Source organism: Orenia metallireducens (genome assembly GCF_001693735.1).
In the GTDB taxonomy this organism is placed as follows: Bacteria; Bacillota; Halanaerobiia; order Halobacteroidales; family Halobacteroidaceae; genus Orenia; species Orenia metallireducens.
On sequence record NZ_LWDV01000009.1, the window covers coordinates 877,471 to 903,334 of the forward strand.

Sequence of the window (25,864 nt, forward strand, 5' to 3'; positions counted from 1 at the left end):
CAAATATGAATCCTGGAATTATCTATCTTCTCGGTACAGGGGTATTATTCTTCACTCGAGATAAATTAAGAGAATTTATAGCTATAGCTTTATCTATTTTAGCTATAATAGTGATTTATAATCTGACTGTTGATCAGAGTTTAATAGTCTCTTTCTTAGATTTTAATTTAGTCTTATTAAAAGTTGATAATATTAGCAAAATAATCGGATTATCTTTTGCCTTTTTTGGGCTATGTAGTATGATTTATGCTAGTAATTTATCTGATGGAAAGTATTATATTTTATCCCAACTCTATATCGGTAGCTCAATAGCTATTTTATTTGTGGGAGATTTCTTCTCCTTCTATATCTGCTGGGAACTTATGACTATCAGCTCTTACTTTTTAATCTTTAATAATGAGAAACCTATTACCAAACAGACAAGTTATTATTACTTCATCATGCAGATGGTGGGAGCAATCAGCCTCTTATGGGGAATCTTGTTACAGTATACTGGAACAGGTAATCTTGAGTTGACAAATATAAAGTATGGTCTACCCTTCTTCCTCTTAGCAATAGGGATTAAGTTAGCCTTTATCAGTCTACATACTTGGCTACCTCAAAATTATAGTAATGTTCCCTTTCATATCAGTGTTCTCTTATCAGCCTATACCACCAAGGTTGGAGTTTATGGCTTATATAGACTCTTAAGTGGACTTAACTTTTTAGGATATGCAGGTATCATTACTGCTTTGTCAGGAGTCTTCTTAGCCTTAAGACAGACTAAGGTACGCAAGCTTTTATCTTACCATATTATCAGCCAGATTGGTTATATGATTACTGCAATTAGTGTGGGTACAACTTTAGGAGCAGGTGGAGGGATTATTCATTTGATTAATAATATTCTCTATAAAGGGCTATTATTTATGGTAATTGGAATCATAATCTATAGGACTGGTAAGGAAGACTTAATAGAACTAGGTGGCTTAGCTAAAAAGCTCCCTTTGCTGACCTTTTATGCCATTATTGCAGCCCTGTCAATTACTGGATTCCCCTTCTTCAGTGGCCATATTAGCAAATTAATAATTAAAAAAGCTCTCCATAATCAAATTTTAAGCTGGGGATTATATTTAGCAGGAATAGGTACTTCCCTTTCATTTTTAAAAGTAATATATTTTGCCTTCTTTAGAGAGTTGGATGAAGAAGTTGAGATCAATGATAAGTCAGATAAAGCTATGCTCTTTGGTATGGGCTTAATTACTACTGTACTACTAGTGATTGGTTTAAACCCCAAGCTCTTAACAGACTTTTTAGCTTTAGATAACAAAGTACATTTCTTTTCTCTTAAGTATATCTGGAAAGGGATAGAACCTATCATCCTAGCTACTATCATCTTTAAAGTAGCTCATGATATTATCAAGCCCCATCATCATAAAGTTAGAGCTATTGATATCTATCCCTTATTAGCTAAAGGAATAGAGTACCCCAGTAAAGCTTTAAGTTATGTCCATAATGGGGATTTAGGTAGGTATCTTCTCTGGGTAGTATCTACTCTATTGCTATTATGGATTACACTATTATTTTAGATTAAATTATTAGCAAGACTAGCTCTATAGATAGCTACTTTTATTAATCTAAAATAACTAACCCTCTATAATTGTATATTAAATTTTGAATATTAATTTCTCTATTAAAGAATACTAAGACTAGTCAAAAGTACTTAAATCTTTTTTCACAAGGGGGAATTAATATGACTACAGCAATGCAAACACATATGGACAGATATCAAAAATGTATCGATATCTGTAACAAGTGTATGACTGAATGTGAATTCTGCTTAGATGCTTGTATGCATGAGCCAGATGTAGATGCTAGAGTTGACTGTATGAGCCTGTTATTAGACTGTATAGGAATCTGTGCCCTGTCTGCTAAGTATATGGCAGGTAATAGTCGATACGCTCAACAAGTATGTGGATTATGTGCAGAGATCTGTGATGCTTGTGCTGATGAATGTGATAAGTTTAAAGATAATCATTGTCAAACTTGTGCAGATATCTGTCGCCAATGTGCAGCAGAATGTCGTGCAATGGCAACTGCATAAATATATAAAAGGATATAGGGCATATATGCCCTATATCCTTTTATAATAATCCAAGTTTATTTTACTATATAACTAGCTATTTTTTAAATTTCAACTCTTTTAGTCATCACTACTCATTCTTTACTCATTACTATTATTCTAATAACTCAGCAATCTTAGCCATAATAACCTCTCCTGCTACTCTCATCTCTTCCTTTTCTAACTTACGTTCATAAAATTCATCTAAGGTAAAAGGCTTTCCTATATTAATCTTTAAGTCTTCTTTGAAGGGATGCTGGGTACCATTTAGTCCGACAGGAACAATCGGAGCTTTAGATTTGACAGCCAACATCACTGCTCCCAACTTAGCTTTCCTTAGCTTACCAGTTTTGCTTCTAGTTCCTTCAGGAAACAACCCTAATGCTTCTCCATCCTTTAGCAACTTTAAAGCAGTTTTAATCGCTCCCATATCTGCTGCACCTCTTTTAACAGGAAAAGAACCTACCGCTCTCATATATGCATTCTTAATAAATCCATCAAAAAGCTCCTCTTTAGCCATAAAATGTACATGTCTATTTAAAGAACAACCTAAGATTGGTGGGTCAAAGTTACTTTGATGATTAGCTACTACTATTATCCCACCTTCTTTAGGGACATTCTCTAAGCCCTCGATCTTCCAGCCTGCTCCATAGCCAAACAAACCTCTCAAAGCTATGCAAGTTGCTTTATATGTAAAACCCATATTATACCTCCTGACAGATATTCAATATCTCTTCAACTACTTGTCCAATATCTAACTTCGTTGTATCGACTCGAATAGCATCTTCTGCTTCAGTCAAAGGAGCTACTTCACGATTTTTATCTATATTATCACGACGAATAATCTCAGCTTTAATCTGTTCTAAATTAACATCCTCACCTTTATCTATTAATTCATCATAACGTCTTTGAGCCCTCTGTTCAACAGAAGCTGTTAAAAAAACCTTAATATCAGCAGCTGGTAATACAATCGTGCCAATATCTCTTCCATCCATTACTACTCCACCAGATTTAGCCATATTTCTTTGTAATCTTACCATCTCTTTCCTTACCTTTGGTACCTTAGCAACTACAGAGACATTATTGCTGACCTTATTATCTCTAATCTCTTCTGTTACATCTTCTCCATCAAGGATTACTAAATTATCTTCTCCAGCCTTAACTAACTTAATATCTGTACTTTCAGCTAAAACCCCTAGTTTTTGCTCATCTTCTAGATCATAATCTTTACTTAAAGCCTTTAAAGTTAAAGCTCTATACATAGCACCTGTATCAATATAGATATATCCTAATTTTTCTGCTATAATTTTAGCTACAGTACTCTTACCTGCTCCTGCTGGTCCATCAATTGCTATAACTAAGTCCTTTTCTAATTTCATAAACTATCATTCCCTTTCCAACTCTTAATTTCTATCTTCAAATTACTCTATTCGAGAAAGATAATATTTATCCTTTAGTAATTATTATGCTTCTCTTTATATAAGCGATCATAGCTTAATAGTTCTCTTATCTAAATAAAAGAACCCTTTTTATTATACTAAAATTTCAAAATAAAAGCAAAATCACCTTAGTATTTTTAATAAATTTACAGGGAGTTGATAAAGGTTATCAAACAAATAACTATGTGAAATCTAAATAGACAATATCATTTCTTATATTATCCAATTATATTAAGACATAAACACCAAAAGTAAACTTAGTCTTAATTATAAGTATATTAATAGCATGATGAGATTTTTTAAAAACCTTAACTGTTAACTATGCACCATATACTATCAACTCAAAAAAATTGTTGCAATACCCTCATAAAATGGCACTACTCTATGTAAAACCTTCCTTCAATAAAATAAAGTGGCTTAAGCCACTTTATTCTATAAAAAATCTTTTAACTTTTTACTTCTAGTAGGGTGCCTCATTCTTTGTAAAGCTTTCTTCTCTATCTGTCTGATTCTTTCACGGGATAAATTGTAATCCTGCCCAATCTCATTTAACGTTCTAGTTCTTCCATCTAATAAACCAAACCTCAACTCCAAAATCCTCTTCTCTCTTTTTGGGATTGTATCTAACATCTCATCTAATTCTTCCCTTAATATCATATCATAAGTAATCTTATCTGGAGTAGGCATCGTTGGATCTTCAATTACATCTCCTAAATAAAAGTCATCTTCTTCACCAACAGGACTATCTAAAGAGGCAGGTTCTTGTAATAACTCTTTAATCAACCTCACCTTCTCTTCAGATATATTCATCTCTGTAGCGACTTCTTCTACATTAGGATCTCTACCCAACTCCCTTGACAATATATTTATCGTCTTCAAATAACTATTCATTACCTCCCAAATATGGGCAGGAATTCTAATAGTTCTTGCTTTATCAGCTAAGGCTCGGTTGATTCTTTGTCTAATCCACCAAGTAGCATAAGTACTAAATCGATACCCTTTTTGATAGTCAAATTTCTTAATAGCTTGCATTAAACCCAAATTCCCTTCTTGAATTAAATCCAAGAAATCAAGACCTTGACCTAAATATTTTTTAGCAATACTAACTACCAACCTCAAATTAGCTTTAATTAAAATTTTCTTAGCTTCCTCATCGCCCTCAGATATCCTTCTAGCAACCATCTGCTCCTCTTCTGCTGATAACAGTTCATGGGCTGACTGCTTTAAATACAATCTAATTCCATCATGTAATAGTGATTCCAAATCCTCCCCCTCCTTCGATAAAACCTTTTATTTTAAGAGTAAACACTATTTTATTATCTAATTAGAATTTAGATTAATATATAGAAAAATTAGTTGGAAATTATAAAAGGTTCTGATTTATATCTATTCTTAATTATTTAAAAATTTTACTTATACGTAACTATTTCTAAACAAAAAGATTTTCCCCTTCATTTTTATCTGATATAATTGATAATCCTAAAAAATATTAATACTGCCAGAATAAATGTAATATTATATTTATTCTAAATATTAACAACTTATACTAAAAATAATATAATTATTGAATAAAAATCTAATTTAAATAACTTTACCTATAATAAAAAGGGATACCCTAAAGGTATCCCTAGATTACAATCATAATATTAAGTTATTGAACAAGTAAGAATCTTCCTGATAATCCATCTACATTTATATAGTAACTTCCAGAGTTACTAATCTCTTCATCAGATAGTAAGTCTACTAATTTACTTCCTCCTACTTGGCTAGAAGAGATTGATATAGTTGTCGGTTGAGTTCCTGTATTTAACACATAAACTATCTTTTCACCAGTATCTAAATCAATCTTAAGATCAGCATATTGGGTCTGGTTAGCTACTAAATTAGTTCTATCACCATTCCATAATGCTGGATGTGCTGCCCTTATATTCATTAATTGAGTAATATAATTCTTTAGATCATTCTCTTGAGCTGTAAATCCTGAAATTTTACCATTATCTCTAGAAACATGGTCATCATAATAACCAAGGTCTCCTTCATAGATAAAACCTTCAACCTCACGACCAATCTCATCACCATAATAGATTGTAATTGGTCCTGTGTAAGCTGCTATAAAGCTATAAGCTGCTTTATATCGTTTCCAGTAATCACTATGCTCTTTACCATATCCTAAATTCGGTGCTCTTTGAATCAAGTCTCCAAATCTAACTAAATCATGGTTAGTTAACATTAAGTTTGGATGTGCATAATCTGGATAAATATCATGGCTTGCAAGACCTTGATTCAATACTGAAGCTGGCTGACCATAAGCACCACTTTGTTCAGTATGCTCTTGAGTAGCCAATACTTGAACTAAACTATAACGCATTGGGAAATCAAAACAAGATTCTAGACCATCTTGACTATATCCCTGTTGATTAATCTCATTTTGACCCTTCCAAATCTCTCCTACCATATAACCTAAAGTTCCCCACTCTTCTCCGCGATCTTTACGTGCCTGTGCTGCACTCTCCACTGCTACCTTGATTTCATGCCAGTAATTATGTCCATTTTGGTATAATTGATAAGCCTGATCTAATCTCCAGCCATCTACTCCATACTCTTCAATCCAATAGGTTGCTACATTCTTGAAGTATTCCAAACTATCTGGGAATACTGTTTGATATCCATACCATTGAGTAGCACCATCTACTACCCCATTTATTGGATTAGCACCGTGATGACCAAATACACCATCTAAGAATACATACATGCCTAAACTATGAGCCTTATCAACTAACTCTCTAAACTCTTCATTAGTTCCAAAGTTAGGGTCGATATTATAATAGTCATCGGCAAAATATCCTGTTGCTTGACCTTTTATCGTCCCTGTTACAGAATTGAATACAGGTGTCATCCAGATAGCATTCATCCCTAGACTCTTAATATATTCAAGAGAATTGATTATACCTCTTAGATCACCATTATGATAGCTAGGTCCATATCCATCACCATATCCTCTTGGTGTTCCATCTTGGAAGGATTCCACCATAACTTGATAAATTCTCAAATTATCAACATCAGCATTTGTTACATTGTTGGAACCACCTGGCTTACTATCATACCAGACTCCATCTTTATACCACCATTCTCCTTGACTACGGGATAAATCTGCACTTTGATCTCCAGTACTTGAAATGAAGATAATATTTAAAGAAGTGTATCCATCAAAAGATGCTACATACCAACTATCACCCTCTGATATCATTGCTGATCCTGGCCAACTACCAGATGGTTCTTCTGTATCTGTCCATGTATAAATACTCGGTGTTCCGTTTGCATCTTTATAATGTACTATTACTTTTGAACCTGTATTTGACCCTTCTGGATTACTATCATACCATGTTCCGTCCTTATACCACCATTCTCCTTGACTACGGGATAGATCTGCACTTTGCCCTCCAGTGCTTGGGATAAAGATAATATTTAAAGAAGTATATCCATCAAACGATGCTATATACCAGCTATCACCCTCTGATGTCATTGCTGATCCTGGCCAACTACCAGATGGTTCTTCTGTATCTGTCCATGTATAAATATTCGGTGTTCCATTTGTATCCTTATAATGTACTTTTACCCCATTAAAATCTGTTGCTTCTGTAGGCAGAGCAACAAAAACTAACATAAGTAAAGCAAGTGTTGCTAACAAGACTATTCTTCTACTCTTAAATCCTCTAAACATTAAATCTCACCTCTTTAATTATTTACAATCAATTAAGATTGTTTTTAGGTTGCTACTGTATATCTAGTTAATCAACATAGCCTAACCATTAAAATCGATTAATCATCTTACAAAATACTTTCAAACTTAATAAAAATACACAATTGTTATTATAAATTAAAATTCTTATAAAATTATAGTCTTATAATTTACCATCCCCTCTTTTATCAGAATATAAAAAATTAATTACATTATCACCTCCTCCTAAAAATTATTAGATATAATCTTTTTGTCAAAATTTACTTTACTAAAATCATTATTAATCTTAAGTAAAATCAAACATACTTTTTTATTCAAATAAGTAATTATTTTGATTTTCAAGGTCAATATTTAAATATTGACCTTGAAAATATTAAAATTTAATCTTTAAAATATTTTAATTTAAATAACTACCATAATCTGCTACTTTCCCAAAACCATTTAAGACATATACTCTTAAGTTACCTTTTCCAGAACATTCAGCAGTTAAGGTATTATTTGTGACATTAATTGTATCACCTGTTACTGCATCTACATAAGTTCCATTAGGAACATTATAGAATGTAGCTGTTCCAGAAACTGTTACTAAAGCAAAGCTATCAACAGCCTCATCAGTATATCTTCTCTTAAATGCTAGATAATTACCAGAAATATCAGCTGTTGAATACTGACCTTTCTGTAATGCTGGTACAGCTCTTCTAATTAAGTTTAAGCTTCTAATATGTTGAGCTAATGGATAATTTAAAGTGTCTGCTATTGTTCCTGTAGCATTAGAATATTCTCCAAAACCATCTACAGTTATAGATCCTTCAATACGATCTCCAAAATAAGCTCTCCCTGTTTCAGCTAAAGGAGCATTTGGCCCTACATCAATTGGCATACCCTTTTGGAACTCAATCTCACTTCCATAATAGATAGTTGGAATTCCACGGAAGGTAAACATTAATGATAAATTCTCCGCCCAAGTCTCTTGGCTTCCAGCAAATCTCTGATTCTCTGGAGCACCATCTGGAGCATAATCATGGGAGTCTACATAAGTGACATTCCATGTTGCATCATTATAATATTGATCTCCACTTAAAGCCACACCAAAGGAATCATAAGCATTATTAAAGTTCCAATGCATTGGAAAGTCAATCTGATCTAAACCTGAACGCATAGACCAATCTGGCTGATGATAGTTATTACCTGCTAAGAAGGCATTATCAGATGTTGGCTCATTATTAACAGAACTATTATCTGCCCAATGCTGTTCTACAGAAGCTTTGTTAGTAGCTTTATCTCCCCATGGATATGAAGCAGATTCTTTCCATGTATAGAAAGGAACTGAAATAGCTGGAATACCACTATTCCAAATCTGACGATAACGGGCTGCAACCTCACCAAACATAAAGAAGTCATCTCCACCTCTTGCTTTAAAGGCTGGATTGAAATATTTGTTAAAAGTCAATCTACTGATATGCTTAACAGTATCAACACGGAATCCATCTACTCCCATATCAATATAACGATTATAAGCATTTATTAAGTAGTTAGCTACTTCAGGGTTCTCTGTATTTAAATCAACACAGTCTCCTGCTATCTGTCCAGTCTGTACTGTATAACCTTCCCACTGTAAGCTCTTCTCATGATGGTAGATATGTTCAGTATCTTCACTATCCTCTTTCATCGCTGCTATTCTAGCTCCATACTGTTGATTTGAAGTTATTGAACTATAATCTCCACCTTGATAAGTTTGAGCAGCATTCTCTAATCTTGAATTAGCTACTAATGTATCTGGATTATCAAGACCGATATAATTACCATTAGCATCTTTCTTAAATAATGGATATAAATTCTCTTCTCCAAAATTACTAGAATGATTAAATACTACATCTTGAATTATCTTCATACCCTTAGCATGAACTGCATCAATTAAATCTTGGTAAGTAAAGTCATCAGATTCATATCGTGGGTCAACCTCTGTAAAATCTACTGCATGGTATCCATGATAATCATAACCACTAGCATTCTTGACAACAGGTGTAATCCAGACTGCACTAAAGCCAAGTGCCTTAATATAGTCTAATTTCTCTGCTAAACCTTTGAAATCTCCTCGCCATGCTGGATCATTATTAGCAACATTTCCTGCACTCTCATCAGCCCAACAATATTCATTATTACTTGAATCACCATCATAAAAACGAGTTGTCATTACAAAATAAATCGTCTCTTCTCTAAAGTCAACCCCTGTGTCTACACCTTCACCGATATAATATCTAAATCTAACTTCTGTTCTATTTCCTGAAGCATCAATTGCCAAGGTATTAATTGTCATACTCTCATTAATATCTATAGTCTCTCCGTAATATAGCTCACTATCTATTTCTTGAGGTTGACTCCCATTGGTAGTATAATATAATCTTGGGGCTGGATCCTCATTATCACTAACATCAAAGGTTATTGAGATAGGATTCTCATATCTTTGTGCTACAAGACTTGGAGTTATTGTAGGAGGTGTTGTATCACCTAGTTCTACTGGCTTTCCTGCTGTAATTGTACCGCTATCGAAGATTGAATCTCCTTGATTAAAGAAGTAGTTTAAACTTCCATTACTATCCCAATTGCCATTCCCATCATTAAAGCAGACTTCTGCTTGTGTTGCACTTCCTAAATTTATTGTATAAACACTATATCCGTCATATTCAGAATCTAACATAGCTACTCCTGGAGCTGTAGTCCAAATACCACCTACTGGACGATAGTGAATATATGGTGTTGTATACCCTCTCTTATAATAAATTGTTGCTTGATTAGTTATAACTTGTGGTTCCCCCGAGTTAATGATACCGTTTGCATATGTTGATATTCCCTGGTCAAACCAATAATTTGAACCTCCATTACTATCCCAATTGCCATTTCCATCATTGAAACAGACCTCTGCTCTAGTTGCACTTCCTAAATCGATAGTATATACACTATATCCTGCAAATTCTGATTCAGACATAGCTACTCCTGGAGCTGATGTCCAACTCCCGCCCTCTGGACGATAATGGATATACGGTGTTGCATATCCTCTTTTATAATAAATTGTTGCTGTATTTGCTGCTGATGCACCTTCTGTAAATACCATCAACGTTGTTAATAGCACCATAACTGATAGTGCTAAAAACAAGCACCTCTTATCCAAAACTCGCTTCATAATATCCCTCCATTTTAATATAGATTAATTTTAAGTAAAAGACTTATTCTCTTTTCTGACCTTTCTTCTTCATCCCTCCCTTCCTTTGATAGTAAGTTAAGAGTTTAAAAACAACTCTCCTTAATTACAATTTATAACACCTTTGTTAATAATGGATTATAGTGTGGTTAGAAAATTTTAACATTTTGTGAATTAAACTGATAATTTAACCTATCCAAAAAATCAAATAATATCAGCTATATATCCAATCCCTTTTCCATTATTAATAAAATTAATTTATCTACCTCTCTACTTAATCTTATAACCTCTTCATCTAGAAGTTCCCCTTTTTCTATTACCTTCTTTAATAACATTTCCCATTTTTTCTAAATTATCCTCTATTCTAATCTTATTAGGCATGTTTTTCACCCTTTCTTATAAAATCTTATACTAGTTTATTTAGAAGTAAATTTTTAACTTTATAAATTATCTCCTCTATCATTAATTATTCTTTAGTTTACTAAAAACACCTCCATAACCATAATATATATTAATTGCCGCTTTTATTAAGGAAATTTGATACTATCAAATTAGCAAATTAATAAATAAGAATCTTACTCAATATATAAAGCAAACAGCTGATTTTAGATTTAAAAATTAGCTTAACCCCTTATCCACCTGCACTAATCTGATAGTATAAATAAAGAAGAGTAAGTAACTTTTTAAAAAGTTACTTACTCTTCTTTATTTATTCCATCTCTTGACAAAAGGCTTCGAACTAGATTTCTTAAATAAGATGCCCCTCGTCTCTTTAAATATATATATCCCATTGTAGAAGAGAATAAAGCACCTAGAGAATCTACTATCAAATCCCACATTGTATCTACTAGACCAGATTTCTGCATATTCAACCCAAAAATAGAATCCATAGTAAACTCAAAAATCTCCCATAACCCCCCTACACTCACTGCAAATGTAAAAGAAAATATAGCAATAAATAAAGGGCTTAAAGCTAGATTTACTTTAGTATCCTTATTTAGTATATATATTAACACAAATCCAATAAATCCCAAAATCACCCCTGATAGGGCATGGAGCATAATATCCCACCACCAAAACTTTAGATAATACTCATTTAACTCCCCTAAATATAATGAAGCGAAGATAAATACTAAAGTTATTAACTGAAAAACTGGAGGGATATAGATATAATTTTTATCCCTTAAAAAAGTTGGTAAATAGGTTAGCGCTAATGTCAATATAGATGTAAATAGATTCAACCAATTCTTAGTTAATACATTTCCAATTATTGCTCCTAATAAGAGTAGTCTAAATAGATTAGCACAGATCATATATACTCGCTGCCTATTATTTAACAAGTAAATTCCTCCTTTCTTTAAAAATGAATTATATAAGTTATTAAAGTAAAAAGATTAATTAGAACATTATTTTTGCTATAATATCTATAATATTTATTAATACTCATCGATGTTACTTCAAAATAGATATTAAGACAGTAACAGGTAAAGAAATAAGATTGTTATTCCTCACTTGTCATCAGATTATTGTAATAGCATTATTGAACTATCATACTATTTAAATTAATAAAAGAGGATTTGAAAGAATTCTTTCAAATCCTCTTTTATTAATAACTAATTATCATGCCGTTGCCTGTTTTTCAGACTTACTCTTACCTAAAAATTTAACATTCTTAGCTACAATCCCTGTCTTGTAACGCATCTCTCCACTATCTTGGTCCTTCCAACTATCTATCTGTATCCTTCCTTCGATTGCTACCAATCTACCTTTCTCTAAATTATCAGCACATTGTTCAGCTAACTTCCGCCAAACCTCTACATAAATAAAATCTGTCTTCTGCTCTCCGCCTCTGCTCTTATACTCTCTATCAACAGCTACCACAAGAGTTGCCTTTTTTGTTCCACTAGAAAAGGTCTTTAACTCAGGATTACAGGCCAATCTACCAACTAAATTAACTTGATTCACCATTAAAACTCAGCTCCTCTTTTTTATTTCCTGTTATAATAACCATTAATTCCACATTTATACATAAGAAAGTTACTTTTTATTAAAATAGGGTGATGGCTATAGCCATCACCCTATTTTAAATTTAATATATCCTTCGCATACTCTAACCCTCCAACTAAATCTGAGAACTTTCCATCTAGTTGTGCCTGGTAAATCTCCTTTAATAAGACTCCTAGTCTCTTACTAGGCTCTACTCCTAAATCTATTAGATGCCTTCCCATTACTAATGGCTTTATCTCATCTTTTACCTCATTATAAACTTCCATAATATTATCTATATAGCTTATATCAACTTGCATTCCTCTTCCTAAAACATCAGCTTGATGCAACTTCAATAGTTGTGGTATATCAATTTGAGTTGCTAACTTTCTAATAGCTTTCTTAGATAAGTGCTTTCTTAAATTCAAAGGTCTCATGTGATACTTAACTAACTTTTTAACCTTTTCTATTAATTGTTTATTATCTGTAATCTTATTAAGAAATTCCTCAACCCTATCAGCACCTGCTTGTTCATGTCCATAGAAATGAATTCTATCTCCTGATTGCTTAACTTGAATATAAGCTTTACCTACATCATGGTAGAGTACTGCTAACATTAGAGTAATATTGCGTTCTTCTATTGGTAATACATCTAAGGCTAACATAGTATGTTCAAAGACACTACCTTCAGGATGGTATTTTTCTCCCTGCTCTATTTCTGATAACTGCTCTATCTCAGGGAAAAAATCAGCCAATATACCAACTTTCTTCATCCATCTAAAAGCTATGGAAGGATTTTTAGCCTTTAATAGCATCTTCTCTATCTCAATAAAAATCCTCTCTTTTGCTATTTTCTTTAGTTCTAGAATTAAATTTTTGCATAATTCTTCAGTCTCTTTATCAACTTCAAATTCAAACCTTGCTTTAAATTGCGCTACTCTTAATATCCTTAAAGGATCTTGTTGGAAAGTATCTCTATTAACATAAGCGATTATCTCTCTCTTTAAATCCTCTCTCCCACCATAGATATCTATAATTTTATCATCTAAAGGGTCATATAATATAGAGTTAATAGTTAAATCTCTTCTTGAAGTAGCCTCCTCTACACTCATTGCAGGGTCTGCTATCAACTTCTTTTTCTGTCTACCCTCTATGATTTGTTGGGGAAAAGAAAACTCATACTCTCCTAATAGATAGATAGGGTAGGATTTCCCCACTAGTCTAAACTCCCCATAATTGGCTAATATCCCTTCTAACTCTTGAGGACTGATTTGATAGACTTCTATATCAATATCCTTACTATCTAGTCCTAAAAGTTTATCCCTAACATAACCACCAACAATATAGGCTTGACCACCAATAGTTCTGATATCTTTAAAGATTGACTTTAGCATAACAACGACCCCTTTTCCAATATGTATAGCTATAATTATATTGACTTATTGTCCAGTTAAATATTTATACTAAAGAGAGATATTATAACAATTTAGTAACTAGTACCAAATAACATATAACCATTAAAAACTCAACTTATCACCTGTTACTGGTAATAATATAACTTATCTCTACCTCACTCTTGCTCTCTAGGCTTGGTAGGATCACATTTTGGAGCATTTAACTCAGAAGACTGGGCTAATTTAATCAAATAATAACATTCTTCACGATACATGTGGTCAGTCAATAGGACAGTAACATTACCTAATAATTCTTCATTATATTCTAATCTTTTTAACCTTTGCAAAAAATCTTGGAACAATTCCATCTCTGCTTTGACCTGGCGATTAAAGCGCCTTAATGCAGGGAAAGTATCTAATCCAGTTCTTAAATAACCTGAAAACTCTACTGCTCTTAAGTGAAAATCTCTGAAATTCTTAGTAAAAGATTTGCTCTTCTCCTGTAAGTTCTGCTCTACAAAGTCCAATGATGCTCCAATGGAAGCTGAATGCCCATAAGCATCCTGTAACCATAATAGATGGCTTTCTATAGGATGCTTAGCTGGAGGCGCCTCTCCTCTAATTAAATATTCCAATATACAAAGATATCTCTCCAACTCATTGACCATATGATTAATAAAAGTTGGAGTCATATTTATTGAAACATCCTCTATTAAATCCTTTTCTAACAGATCCAACTTAAAGCCTCGAAGTTCTATTGCTTGCTGATAAGCAATCTCATTTAACCTTTCAACTTCAGATCTTGATAATGATTCTCTCGCCCTATTAAGTAATGAATCAAAACTGTCAATAAAATTCTTAGTTATCTCTATCTCATTATATTCCTTAGGGCTTAATGAGTTATAAATAAACCTAGAATGATCTCCTAAAATTTGTAACCAAAAACGATGCTCAAACAATGCACTATGCAGATAATCATTTTGCAAGATTATCCCCTCCTTTTTAAATAATTATATGTTAAATAAAAAGAAAGATGTTTGCATTGTTTAATTAGTCACTCTGTTTTTCCAACTTTCTTAAAATTATATTCAAAAATAAAAACACCCCTAAGGTAGAAATCTCACAGTAATCTATTACTGCATCTACTTCAAGAGGTGCCTATTATATCAATTGCTTATTGGTTTCCTTTATTTCAATCTTTAAATCAAGCACTTCTTACAGGCATAATTACACAGATATAATCTCCTGATTGACTCTTTACTACTCCTGGAGCTAAAGGACCAGATAACTCTAAAGTAACCTCTTCATTATCAACTGCCTTTAAAGCATCAATTAAATAATTAGCATTAAATGCTATTTCTGTTTCATCACCACTTAAGGAGATACTTACCCTTTCAAAAGCCTGTCCTACCTCAGGGGCGTTTGCAGTAATTACCAGTTCATCTTGAGCAAAATTTAACTTTATGATATTGGCATCTTGTCTTGCCAATAGAGCAGCCCTTTTAATTGCCCTTAACAACTTCTCTTTATCGGCCTTGGCCTGAATAGCACTAGTATTAGGAATTACATACTTATAGCTTGGGAATTGCCCTTCAATCAGACGTGATATCATTATAATCCCTGAAAAACTGAATAAAATTTGATTGTCAGTAATAATGATCTCTAACTCTTCATCAGAATTGTCAAGCAATCTACTTAATTCTTTAATAGTTTTAGCAGGAATAATAGACTCCAACTTTACTTCTTGATCCTCAAGTGGATTATGACAGTAAGATAACCTATAAGTATCTGTAGCTACTAACTTAATCTCCCCTTCTTCTAATAATAATAAACCACCATTTAAAAAAGGTTTACTTTCATCTTGAGATATAGCAAATTCAACTTGGTTAATCATATCTTTAAATTTACTTTGAGCAATGCTAAATCTATACCCAGACTCTATCTCTGGTAATGTTGGGAATTCGTCGGCTGCAAAGCCATTAATATTAAATTTAGAATGACCACATTTGATAAAAGCCGTATTATTAGACAGGTTAACTTCCATTCTAACCATATCATTTGGTAATTCTTTAATTATATTACCAAAATAATTAGCTGGTAAAACAATCTCTCCTCCTTCTATTATATTCGCATCTACAAAGGACTCAATTCCTATCTCTAAATCTGTTCCAATTAACTTTAATTGATCTCCTTCTGTCTTTAATAAAATTCCCGATAAAATCGGTAACGTAGTCTTAGTAGATACCCCTTTTCTAACAGTATTTATACATTGATGAAATTCTTTTTGATTTACTTCTATCTTCATAAGTACCTCCTAATAAAATTTATCATATTTTATATTATTAAGTAAGCTATCTGATTTAATTAAGTATAAATAAGAATATCTTAAGCTTTATAGTATGATATTTAGTATATCCCAAATCCCCTATCATATCTTATCATCTTTAGTACCTACTTTTCAATTATTTAATAGAATAAAATCTTATTATATAACTATAATGATTATATTACCATGCTTTTTAGTCTTTAAAATTAAAAAAGTTCAATTACTATTTAATTTACCTTATGTAATCTATTAATACCAGTCATGCTAGTAGAAGATTAAAAGATATTGCACCATTTTAATGTGAGTGTATTTAAATTAAAGTTTTTGATATTCAAACTATCTGAACATCTCCATTAATATTACTACCTATAATGAACTAATATAATATATTCCATCAAAATTTAGAATTGACACTATTTATCTACATATTAAACAGGCATATCCATATTATACTACTTTTCAAAAGTATTTTCTATTGTTATAATACCTAAAGTTATTGTAATAAAAGTCAATCTAAAGATAAAAAGCATGTGATTAAAATATTGTCACATGCTTTTATTAATCTAAAGTAATAATCCAATATCTATAAAATTACTTAAGCTATAAATTAATCTACATAGAATCTATAACTAGTCTTTGCTTCATAAATATTCTCTGGGCTATAAGTCTTAGTTTCTAAACTATCTAAATTGATTGCATTTGGATAATCTTGAGTCTCTAAGCAGAGTGAGGTTCCCCCATTCAATTAGACACATAATTTAGCGGTTTTTCTCTTTTTTCGTACTCTACTAGACTTTTATAATCTAAAGTTGAATGCATTCTAAATCTGTTATAGAAAATCTCAATATACCCGAATATATCTTGTCTTGCTTATTGTCTAGTTTGATAACTAATATTATGGATTAATTCTGTTTTTAACGTTCCAAAAAAGCTCTCTGCCACTTCATTATCCCAACAGTTACCTTTGCGACTCATTGACGATTTAAATCCACTTTTCCATAATAGCTTTTGGAAATCATGACTTGCATATTGGCTGCCTCGATCTGAATGAAATATTAAAACTTGGCACATCCTCTCTACAGCAAATTCTTTACTATAATCTCGGATGAAACCATATTTTACTGTGGTTTCTTTGAGAAGATGCTTACTGCCTTTTTTAAAATATTACGTTCTTCTTTAGCAATGCGTAATTCTTTTTTTAATCTTTAGATTTCTTCCTCTTCAGGTGAAAGTTTTTGTTTTCCTTTGCCTGGAAAAGCTAAATCACTATTATCTCGATATTCTTTGCGCCATCTAATTAGAGTATTATAATCAAGGCCTAAATCTTCAGCAATGTCTTTACAGGTTTTATCTAAATTAAAACTTAATTCAACAGCTTCACGCTTAAACTATTCGTCATATGTTCTTCTATTTTTACTCATTTTAAATCACCCTTTGAGTAAGTCTATTATACATCTTAACTTACTGTCTCATAAATAGGGGGAATCTTACTTGGCAAAAGAACTTATATAAAATTAAAAAGAGTATATAGTCATATGAAATATAAAAAAGAATTTAAATTATTAGTTATAGATGTATACAGATTAGTATAGATTAAAATCAAATAATAATTATGTTTTTAATTAATCTCTTATAGTCCAAAAACTACTTTCAAGGCATCTGTATCCATGATTCTTAATAAAATTTTTTGTTCTATCTTTAGATTCTAAATTAACTTAATTATTTCTAATATAAAATCCTCATCAAATACCATATATATCAAGTAGATTCTCGTTTAACTAACTTTGGTAATACACTTTTATGTTGTGGTTCTTCTTTTGAGCCTTTTATTCTATCAAATAACATGTCTATAGCAAGTTTGGACATCTTCTCTTTAGGTAAAGCCATAGTAGTTAACTTTGGTCTAACATAGGTGGCTACGCTGTCATCAAATCCAATAATGGCTATATCTTCTGGTATATCCATCTTAAGCTCATTTAGCTTATCTATAACTCCTGTTCCCATCACATCATTATAAACAAAGATAGCAGTTAATTCAGGCCTTCTTTTGATTAATTTTTCAGTAAGTCTAAAGCCTTCTCCTCTAGAAAATTCACTTCCTAATTCTATATAATCTTCATTTATATCTATTTCTGATTCCTTTAAAGCTTTTTTAAAGCCAGCAAGCCTGTCTTCTGTTGTCTTACTATTTTGGACACCAATAAAGCCAATATGAGAATGACCTGCATCAATTAAATGCTTAGTAGCAATAGCCCCTCCATCCACATTATTAATTGTAACTGTATCAATCTCATCTATTATTCTACCTCCAGCTAAACCAACTACAGCAATACCTTCTGAAGTTATTGTTTCAATAAAATCACTTTCAGTAATCTCCCAAGTTAATGTAGTAATAATTCCATCTACCCTATTTTCTAATAAGTTCTTCATGTATAACTCTACTCTATCGGTTTTGCTTTCAGTATTACATAGATAAACACTATATCCTCTTTCAAAAGCCATATCCTCAACAGTTTTAGCTATCTGAGAAAAGAATTTATTATCAATAGCTGGAACAAGATGAGCAAGGGTATTGGTTTCTTTTCTAGAAAGAGCCCTTGCTATCCTATTAGGTCTATAATTTAATTCTTCTATAGCCTGCTCAACTCTTTTAGTTAGCTTATCACTTACATTAACACCTGAATCAGTATTGATAACAGCAGAAACTGTAGCCACTGAAACGCCAGCAAGTTTTGCAACATCTTTCATAGTAGCCATTTATTAAACCCCCTAGTCTTATAAGCTATAAATCATAATAAATTCTAACTGTTTAGCTATCCTTTATATAGTAATTAATTACATTCTAACCGATTAAGATTTATTATAACTATACCTAATACTTCCTGTCAAGCAATCCTTATAATTTTTAATATATAACGCCTTGTGCTGGTATAAGAACTGATACAATAGAGAGATATTGCGACACTTTTATAGTTAAAAATTAAGTTCAAAACCTCACACCTCACCCCTTAATCCCCCTACGAGTAATACAGTTCAATTACTCTTCGTACACAACCAGTCTCTCCTTAACTAATGAGTGGGGAAACTCTTTCTCTTTTACTTTTCTCCCTTCTCCTAAGGTAGGAGAAGGGGTTAGGGGATGAGGTATCAAAGTGTCGTAATATACCCATAAAAGACACTATTGATATTTAAATTTAACTAGCACAATGGGTTAAAGTATCAATTTTTTATTCTCAAAATCAAAGTAATATTATATCTCTAATTCAAATATTAATAAATAAGGAATCTCAACAAAGGAGGGAGCCCTTTGAAAAATGATATTAATAAAAGAGCAATCAACACAAAGGCTCTAATTGCGATCTTATTTACAATCTCTTTAATTATATTTTCAGAACAAGCCTTTGATGCCGCTGTAAGTGGCTTGCATACTTGGTGGGAAGTTGTATTTCCGGCACTCCTACCTTTCTTTATTATGGCGGAAATCTTAATGGGACTGGGAGTAGTCCATTTTATGGGGACATTATTAGAACCCTTGATGCAACCTGTCTTTAAGGTCCCTGGAGTTGGTGCTTTTGCTTTTGCTATGGGTCTGGCTTCTGGATACCCTATCGGTGCTAAGATTACTGGTAACTTAAGAAGAAAGAAACTCTGTACCCAAGCTGAAGGAGAGAGATTGGTCTCCTTTACTAATACTGCTGACCCTTTATTTATGATTGGTGCTGTAGCTGTAGGGATGTTTGGTAATGCTAAACTAGGTACTATTTTGGCCCTAGCCCATTATATCTCCTGTCTAATTGTTGGTATAGGTTTAAGATTCTATAATCCCAAAGAGAATAATCAAGATGTTTCTCGTAATAATGATACTGAAGGAAACATCTTTACTAGAGCTTTTAGTGAGCTATACCAAGCTAGAAGAAAGGATGGTAGAAGTTTAGGACAACTGATTGGAGATGCCACTAAAGAGTCTCTTAACACTTTATTATTAATTGGAGGATATATTATCTTATTCTCTGTCTTAACAAGAGTACTTGCTCTAGTTGGCTTTACTAAATTGATAACTGCTGGAATAGTATTTGTCTTAAAACCCTTTGGCTTTGACCAGTCCCTTGTCTTACCTATTATTAGTGGATTATTTGAAATAACCAATGGCTCTCATTTAGCTAGTCAATCTATGGCTCCATTGAATCAAAAAATAATCATCACTAGTGGTATTATTGCTTGGAGTGGATTATCTGTTCATGCACAGGTTGCTACTATGATTAATGGTACTGACTTACGGATGAAACCATATCTCTGGGCAAGGGTATTCCACGGAATAATAGCTAGTCTTGTTACATACTTCTTATTCGAGCCTTTGGAAGCCATCTCTTCTAATCTAATTACACCAGTTACATCTCTAGCTAATAGAGTCAATTATACTATTGGATACTGGGATCATTTTACCAAAATGTCCAGCGGATTACTATTATTTTTAGGATTTTTGATCTTTACATCTTTAACTATCTATTTTATTAAGAAGATTAAACTTGTAATGTTTCATTATTCAGAATGATTAAAGCAGAGTATAGAAGCTCTGCTTTTTTAATTGATAATATTTGTCTATATTACAATCTGTTTTTAATCTATCTTCAATCCCTAATTTGTACTTATTATATTTTCTTGATTACACAACTCTTTTACATAATTCATATTTATATAAGATTAAATCTTTAATCTTATATATCTCTTCTTCATATAAATCTGTCATTTGAATTATTTCTTCTACTTCTATGCCCTTCTTTAACATACTTATTACTATCTTTTCTATATCTTTCTCTTTAGCCTTCTTCAACACCATCTCTTCATCACGTAACCACTTTAACCTAGCTTCATATAATCTCGTTTATCATCATTAAGATACATGGTATCAAGTACCTTAATTACTTTTTCAATGCTTCTGATCTCAGTTAACTGAGCAGAAATATTGTAGCTATATTCTCTTAGGATACCATTACCACCCTTCTCAAAGAGCTTATTCCCTACTCGGTCTAACTACTTCCATCAGCTTTAATCATCTTAACTACTCGATAGTGGTGATATTCCATTCATAGTCCGTCTCTTCAGAAGTTCTAATAATCTGATCAGTGACATTATAACTATCGTCATAGAGATACTCTCTCTTCATTAATAGTGGTTATGCCTATGCAGATTATACTAAACTGTTTTAGTACAAATCTTGACTAGTTCAATTACATTGCCATATCTTATTAAAAAAGACAACCCTTTTACAGGTTGCCTACTACATTTCGTTAAATATCATATTTTTCTTTAATCTTCTCTACTTCCTACCTATCTAAATCAGTCATCTTAACTGTCTCATTTACACTGATACCATTTTTACTATCTTCTCTATACCTTTCTCTTCTCCTCTTTTCTCACCTATCTCTATCCCTATCTCAATTCCCTCTTGCTTATACCGACCTACACTTCTAACATAATTATTAATCATTCTTTCCACTTCCTGTGGATTTGATTCTTCTATTATCTTTTCTAACCTTTCCTTCTCTTCTGCACTAAATCCCGAACTTGAAAGGCGTTTTTACCATTGTTTCATATAGTTATATCTTCATTCATAGATTTTAATACATTGGCTAACTTCCTTAACCTCTCTATAACTCTTTGCCTATCTTTCTTCTGATCTAATAAAAATACTGAAGAAATTACATTAGCAGTATTAAGCAATTCTTCTTCTAAATAACAATTGATATCAAATAATATATATTCAAAGTCAATTAGATAACTTCCAAAACTCTCGTAACCATTAAACATTTCCTTAAAATTGTTTATTGCTGTCCAGCTACTTTCTCCATTATAAAGCACCCTTGAAATAATGGCTGGAAATCTAAAATCTTTTCTTTCTCGTTCATTCTTGTCTGTATTGTTATATCTATCCCTAAGTAACTCTACCATATAGGATAATAGCCTAAAAGGCATCGTAAAATCTACATTTGATTGCAATTCTAACAAACAGTAAAATATTACATCCTGTTCTCTAAATTATATCCTGTATATTATCTAATCCTTGATTTTCAATATAATTTCTTATGGTTTCTTCATTTACGCTTCCTACTGTTGCACAAAAATATCCTCTTGTCCAAAGATACTGCCCCCAATATTTCTTCTTTAATTCTGAAATTCTTCTTGTATTAACCTTGATGATCTTCCTTTCAAATATTGGACTAGTTTACTAGGTGCTAGACTTGGTGGGCATGATATTAACCTGTGAACATGGTCTTTTCCTATACTACCTCTTATAATTGTGATACTTCTACTTTCACATCCTTGTCTTATCAATTTTCTTAGTCGCATTTATATATTTTTTGTAAGAACCTTATATCTATATTTTGTTACCTATATTATATAGTACTTAATATCATATACTGCATGACCTTTCTTCGTATATTCAACCATACTAATCACCTCTTTAATGAATAGTATGTCATTTCTTACAATATTTTAAAAACTAAAAGCGTATACCGCCTAAAGGCGGTGGTTTTAGACCAAGCGCATGGAAAATAAATCTCTAAGTCTAACATAAGTCAGCTTTGCTTTCATTTATGCTCATAACTGGGATGTCGCTAAGGTGCTGTTCGTATAATAGAGTACATAACCGTTCAATCTGGGACGAAGTAGCCCTTCTCTATTCTCTTACCAATAATTTATAAATCCCATTCAATAATTCTTGAGATATTTTACTTGTATCTCCAGTAACAACTTGAGTAAATGAATTTGCAATTATTTCTTCTGGATGTTCCAAATATTTCATTTCATTTGCTACAGGATTTTTTAACCTATTAATATCTTGTCTACTAATTAATTTGGACTCTTTTAAAACTTTATAATAACTATCATCTTCTTCTAAAATTAACATTTTAGTTGTAATACTTTTTAGAATATCTTGGGTTGAATCTATATTTTTCCTATCCGCTTTTATAAGTATTATCGGAACAACAGGAACTAAATCTTTTTTTAAATATACCCATGTACAATAATTTATAGTTGGGGCATCTGGATTAGTTAATTTAATTGACTTTAATTTATCTGATAGTATAATATTATTAATTTTCTTATATCCTAAAATTGCATATAATTTCTCTCTTAACGATGGAAAGTTTTTAGAAATAACATGAAATAATTCATGAATTATTAATTTTTTCAGCTTAACTTTATCATCACTATTAATTCGTTTTGATGGTAAAATAATAGCATTTTCTCTAGTATAAGCAGAATTCCATTCCTCTAAACCATTAGTTTTAACAATATATATTGGTTTTGAAATATTGATATGTAAATTTAGTTCTTTTTTTAATTCAGATAAAATATCCTTTAATTTTAAAATTTCTCCTTCTTCCCATTCTAAAACACATGATTGCAAGAACTCAATAAATTCTTTCTCCTTTATAGATTCATTTTTCTTCATCTTTAAAGCATATTCATGTGGTGATAATTCTTTTAAATATTGGTCTCGTTTAGCAATTATTTTTTTACTTTTTTGTATATTAGCAAATTCAAATAATATCATTTATAAACCTCCCTCAGGGCTAGTCGGGTAAGTTAGGAGCTTTACAGCTCCCTTCTCCCCTAAGAACCGTACTTGATAATTTCACGTCATACGGCTCAAGCAGTTATCAACCAATCTTCGGATTGGCAGTAACAAACTTTAATCTGTTACTTGACCTTTCAGAATATGAGTCCGTTAACTTTACTAGTCTGCGGTCACCCACTCATACGAGTTATTTGGCTTGCCACATTCACAAAGTTCTTATTCCTTCCAGCCTCAAACCACTTATAGAAAGTCAGCCTCCTTTCAGAATAGGGCAAATTTTGAACCACTATCCATCTCATTACAAGATGACATTCACTTCTTTCAATCTCTTCTACCCACTGAGTATTGTATTAACATTACTGTTAACCTACCTGATATTTCAGGAACCCATTGGGCTTACCCAGTTCTATACCTTAGCCAATTCATACTGTCTTAGGTTCTACCTTTACTCCGAAGATATTAGTCTATTTGTCAAGCAATACGAAAAGTTACTTGACCCCATCTCTCACCTTTTGGTCATAGTGTCTCAGCCTTATTTCACTATTTACGTTTGACGAAACTTGCAGTAGTTCAACTCATTTAACCATAACAGTATATTTATCCTAGCAATTCACCTGCTTTAGGCTAGCAGGGTATTTCACATTGTCTCTATCGCTTAGCACCCAGTCGTTACCAATCACACACCGATAGATAGAATTACCTCAAATAGAATAGGTAGTCCAAAGGTCTACTTTACAGTAGACTTAGACAACCTAAGATATAGCTTACCCCCTGTTATTTCAAGGGCTGGTCGTACTGACGTATAACGTCCCGCAGCTTCGCCACGTCCCCTCCAACGCTCTCAATCTTTAATCAAAACTAACATCCTGACATAAGCCAGCCCCACTTTCTATTTATCCTCTCAGCTGGGATGTCGCTAAGGTGCTGTTATAAAGACATTTTGCGTTCTCCAAACCTTATAATCTCCCTACCAATCTTCAATTTCCATTTAAATTTCTATTGAATATTATGTAATACAAATGTTATAATATAAGTGAGGTGATAACTATGCAAACTATAAAAATTCGTAAAGTTGGAAATAGTTATGGATTTACTATTCCTAAAGAAGTCATGGAAAAATATCATTTGAAAGAAGGAGAAGAACTCCATCTTATTGAAGAAAATGATGGTTTTACATTAACTCCTTACGACCCTGAATTTGAAGAATGGACTAAATCTTTTGAAAAAACAAATCAAAAATTCAAAAACGCATTAAAGGAACTATCTAAATGAAAAATGTAAATTTTATTCCTAAAAAGATCATACTATATTTCCATGAACAACTCATCCAAATTTATGGTGGTAGCACTGGAATAAGAGATGAAAAACTTCTTTATTCTGCTATCGAGCAGCCTAAAAGCACTTTTGAAGGCAAGTATTTGCATAACAATATATTCAAGATGGCATCAGCTTATGGGTTTCACTTATGCAAAAATCATCCATTCGTAGATGGCAATAAACGAATTGCTCTTGTTGCTATGGATACATTCCTTCAAAATAATGGTTATGAAATAACTGCTTCTGAAAAAGAAACCTATAAAATAATGATAAAACTATCATCTGAAAATCTTTCAAAAGATGAATTAACAAAATGGTTAAAAGAAAATACCACTTCTATCTAGCTTCTTGATAATTTAATTTCTTTATTAAGAAGCTTTTTCTTATATTACGTATAACTATTTTTTCAATACAATACTTAAAAGTCCTAAATAAAAATGTAATAAATGATAAATTTTATGTTTTTTACAGAAATCAAATCAAAATTACTGAATTATATAAATGCTAATTTACTCTAGCAATAAATATAAAATGTCCAAAACTAATCATTTGGTGATAAATTCAAGGCAAAGATATTATTTTTACAACATCTATCCCTGAAAACTATGTGTTTTTTGTTTTTAATCAAACCACAAAACTTCCATTTAGCAAAATGTCTTATAACGTCCCGCAGCTTCGCGACGTCCCCATAAACGCTCCAACTTCTAATCAAAGCTACCATCCTCACATAAGTCAGCCTTGCTTTCATTTATCCTTTCTAGTTGGGATGTCGCTAATCTGC

General features: G+C 32.1%; 22 protein-coding genes and 2 pseudogenes. 5 read left to right on the forward strand and 19 right to left on the reverse strand.

The features are described from left to right. Nucleotides 1-5: 5 nt before the first annotated feature. A complete protein-coding gene (locus U472_RS12075; RefSeq protein ID WP_068718799.1) occupies nt 6-1,565 on the forward strand; it encodes a proton-conducting transporter transmembrane domain-containing protein in 1,560 nt (519 codons plus the stop codon). Between the two features lie 164 nt (nt 1,566-1,729). Next, nucleotides 1,730-2,080, forward strand: a complete 351-nt coding sequence (locus U472_RS12080; protein ID WP_068718802.1) for a four-helix bundle copper-binding protein — start codon at nt 1,730-1,732, stop codon at nt 2,078-2,080. A 133-nt stretch (nt 2,081-2,213) separates the two neighbouring features. Here the strand turns inward: U472_RS12080 and U472_RS12085 are convergent, their stop codons facing one another. The 14 genes and pseudogenes from U472_RS12085 to U472_RS12140 all read right to left on the reverse strand — a co-directional run bounded on the left by U472_RS12085 (nt 2,214) and on the right by U472_RS12140 (nt 18,938). Beyond that, nucleotides 2,214-2,801, reverse strand: coding sequence for a lysophospholipid acyltransferase family protein (locus U472_RS12085; RefSeq protein ID WP_083189901.1), 588 nt, complete (start codon nt 2,799-2,801; stop codon nt 2,214-2,216). 1 nt (nt 2,802) lies between these two features. Continuing rightward, a complete protein-coding gene (gene cmk, locus U472_RS12090; RefSeq protein WP_068718804.1) occupies nt 2,803-3,477 on the reverse strand; it encodes a (d)CMP kinase in 675 nt (224 codons plus the stop codon). A gap of 492 nt (nt 3,478-3,969) precedes the next feature. Next, nucleotides 3,970-4,800, reverse strand: a complete 831-nt coding sequence (locus U472_RS12095; protein WP_068718806.1) for a sigma-70 family RNA polymerase sigma factor — start codon at nt 4,798-4,800, stop codon at nt 3,970-3,972. A gap of 388 nt (nt 4,801-5,188) precedes the next feature. Beyond that, complete coding sequence (locus tag U472_RS12100; protein WP_068718808.1) at nt 5,189-7,258, reverse strand: alpha-amylase family glycosyl hydrolase; 2,070 nt, start codon at nt 7,256-7,258, stop codon at nt 5,189-5,191. A 415-nt stretch (nt 7,259-7,673) separates the two neighbouring features. Beyond that, complete coding sequence (locus U472_RS12105) at nt 7,674-10,457, reverse strand: alpha-amylase family glycosyl hydrolase (protein ID WP_068718810.1); 2,784 nt, start codon at nt 10,455-10,457, stop codon at nt 7,674-7,676. A 236-nt stretch (nt 10,458-10,693) separates the two neighbouring features. Next, nucleotides 10,694-10,792, reverse strand: a complete 99-nt coding sequence (locus U472_RS17745) for a Spo0E family sporulation regulatory protein-aspartic acid phosphatase (protein WP_425415780.1) — start codon at nt 10,790-10,792, stop codon at nt 10,694-10,696. A 378-nt stretch (nt 10,793-11,170) separates the two neighbouring features. Beyond that, nucleotides 11,171-11,815 carry a DUF2238 domain-containing protein gene (locus U472_RS12110; RefSeq protein WP_245684799.1) on the reverse strand — a complete coding sequence of 215 codons (645 nt, stop codon included), beginning with the start codon at nt 11,813-11,815 and terminating at the stop codon, nt 11,171-11,173. A gap of 280 nt (nt 11,816-12,095) precedes the next feature. Continuing rightward, on the reverse strand, nt 12,096-12,443 hold the full coding sequence (locus tag U472_RS12115; RefSeq protein ID WP_068718812.1) for a single-stranded DNA-binding protein: 348 nt from the start codon (nt 12,441-12,443) through the stop codon (nt 12,096-12,098). Between the two features lie 110 nt (nt 12,444-12,553). Continuing rightward, entirely contained in the window at nt 12,554-13,855 is a 1,302-nt protein-coding gene (locus U472_RS12120) for a CCA tRNA nucleotidyltransferase (protein ID WP_068718813.1), read from the reverse strand. A gap of 176 nt (nt 13,856-14,031) precedes the next feature. After that, complete coding sequence (locus U472_RS12125; RefSeq protein ID WP_068718816.1) at nt 14,032-14,841, reverse strand: DUF2935 domain-containing protein; 810 nt, start codon at nt 14,839-14,841, stop codon at nt 14,032-14,034. 218 nt (nt 14,842-15,059) lie between these two features. Then, nucleotides 15,060-16,160: a DNA polymerase III subunit beta gene (gene dnaN, locus U472_RS12130; RefSeq protein ID WP_068718818.1), complete on the reverse strand. Its 1,101-nt coding sequence runs from the start codon at nt 16,158-16,160 to the stop codon at nt 15,060-15,062. A 762-nt stretch (nt 16,161-16,922) separates the two neighbouring features. Then, nucleotides 16,923-17,240, reverse strand: a pseudogene (locus tag U472_RS17750) (IS3 family transposase); the annotation flags it as partial. A gap of 146 nt (nt 17,241-17,386) precedes the next feature. Further along, nucleotides 17,387-17,515, reverse strand: coding sequence for a transposase (locus U472_RS17755; protein ID WP_425415781.1), 129 nt, complete (start codon nt 17,513-17,515; stop codon nt 17,387-17,389). Nucleotides 17,516-17,939: 424 nt separating this feature from the next. Next, the gene (locus U472_RS12140; protein ID WP_068718820.1) at nt 17,940-18,938 is read right to left on the reverse strand and encodes a LacI family DNA-binding transcriptional regulator; all 999 of its coding nucleotides are present in this window, start codon (nt 18,936-18,938) and stop codon (nt 17,940-17,942) included. A gap of 550 nt (nt 18,939-19,488) precedes the next feature. Here U472_RS12140 and ylbJ point away from each other — a divergent pair. Continuing rightward, nucleotides 19,489-20,733 carry a sporulation integral membrane protein YlbJ gene (gene ylbJ, locus U472_RS12145; RefSeq protein ID WP_141677983.1) on the forward strand — a complete coding sequence of 415 codons (1,245 nt, stop codon included), beginning with the start codon at nt 19,489-19,491 and terminating at the stop codon, nt 20,731-20,733. A gap of 111 nt (nt 20,734-20,844) precedes the next feature. On the opposite strand, the gene U472_RS16900 is transcribed toward ylbJ, so the two are convergent. The 5 genes and pseudogenes from U472_RS16900 to U472_RS12155 form a co-directional block, all read right to left on the reverse strand. Further along, a complete protein-coding gene (locus U472_RS16900) occupies nt 20,845-21,018 on the reverse strand; it encodes a hypothetical protein (RefSeq protein WP_176714169.1) in 174 nt (57 codons plus the stop codon). 522 nt (nt 21,019-21,540) lie between these two features. Beyond that, nucleotides 21,541-21,669, reverse strand: coding sequence for a hypothetical protein (locus tag U472_RS17460; protein ID WP_281201103.1), 129 nt, complete (start codon nt 21,667-21,669; stop codon nt 21,541-21,543). A gap of 101 nt (nt 21,670-21,770) precedes the next feature. Then, nucleotides 21,771-22,187, reverse strand: coding sequence for an Rpn family recombination-promoting nuclease/putative transposase (locus U472_RS12150; protein ID WP_068718822.1), 417 nt, complete (start codon nt 22,185-22,187; stop codon nt 21,771-21,773). Nucleotides 22,188-22,212: 25 nt separating this feature from the next. Further along, nucleotides 22,213-22,631, reverse strand: a pseudogene (gene tnpA / locus U472_RS16380) (IS200/IS605 family transposase). Between the two features lie 229 nt (nt 22,632-22,860). Then, complete coding sequence (locus U472_RS12155; protein WP_068718824.1) at nt 22,861-23,742, reverse strand: hypothetical protein; 882 nt, start codon at nt 23,740-23,742, stop codon at nt 22,861-22,863. A gap of 1,071 nt (nt 23,743-24,813) precedes the next feature. Here U472_RS12155 and U472_RS12160 point away from each other — a divergent pair. Both U472_RS12160 and U472_RS12165 read left to right on the forward strand, forming a co-directional pair. Further along, nucleotides 24,814-25,038: an AbrB/MazE/SpoVT family DNA-binding domain-containing protein gene (locus tag U472_RS12160; RefSeq protein WP_068718826.1), complete on the forward strand. Its 225-nt coding sequence runs from the start codon at nt 24,814-24,816 to the stop codon at nt 25,036-25,038. After that, entirely contained in the window at nt 25,035-25,427 is a 393-nt protein-coding gene (locus U472_RS12165; RefSeq protein ID WP_068718828.1) for a type II toxin-antitoxin system death-on-curing family toxin, read from the forward strand. Before U472_RS12160 ends, U472_RS12165 begins: the two co-directional genes overlap by 4 nt. Nucleotides 25,428-25,864: the final 437 nt, after the last annotated feature.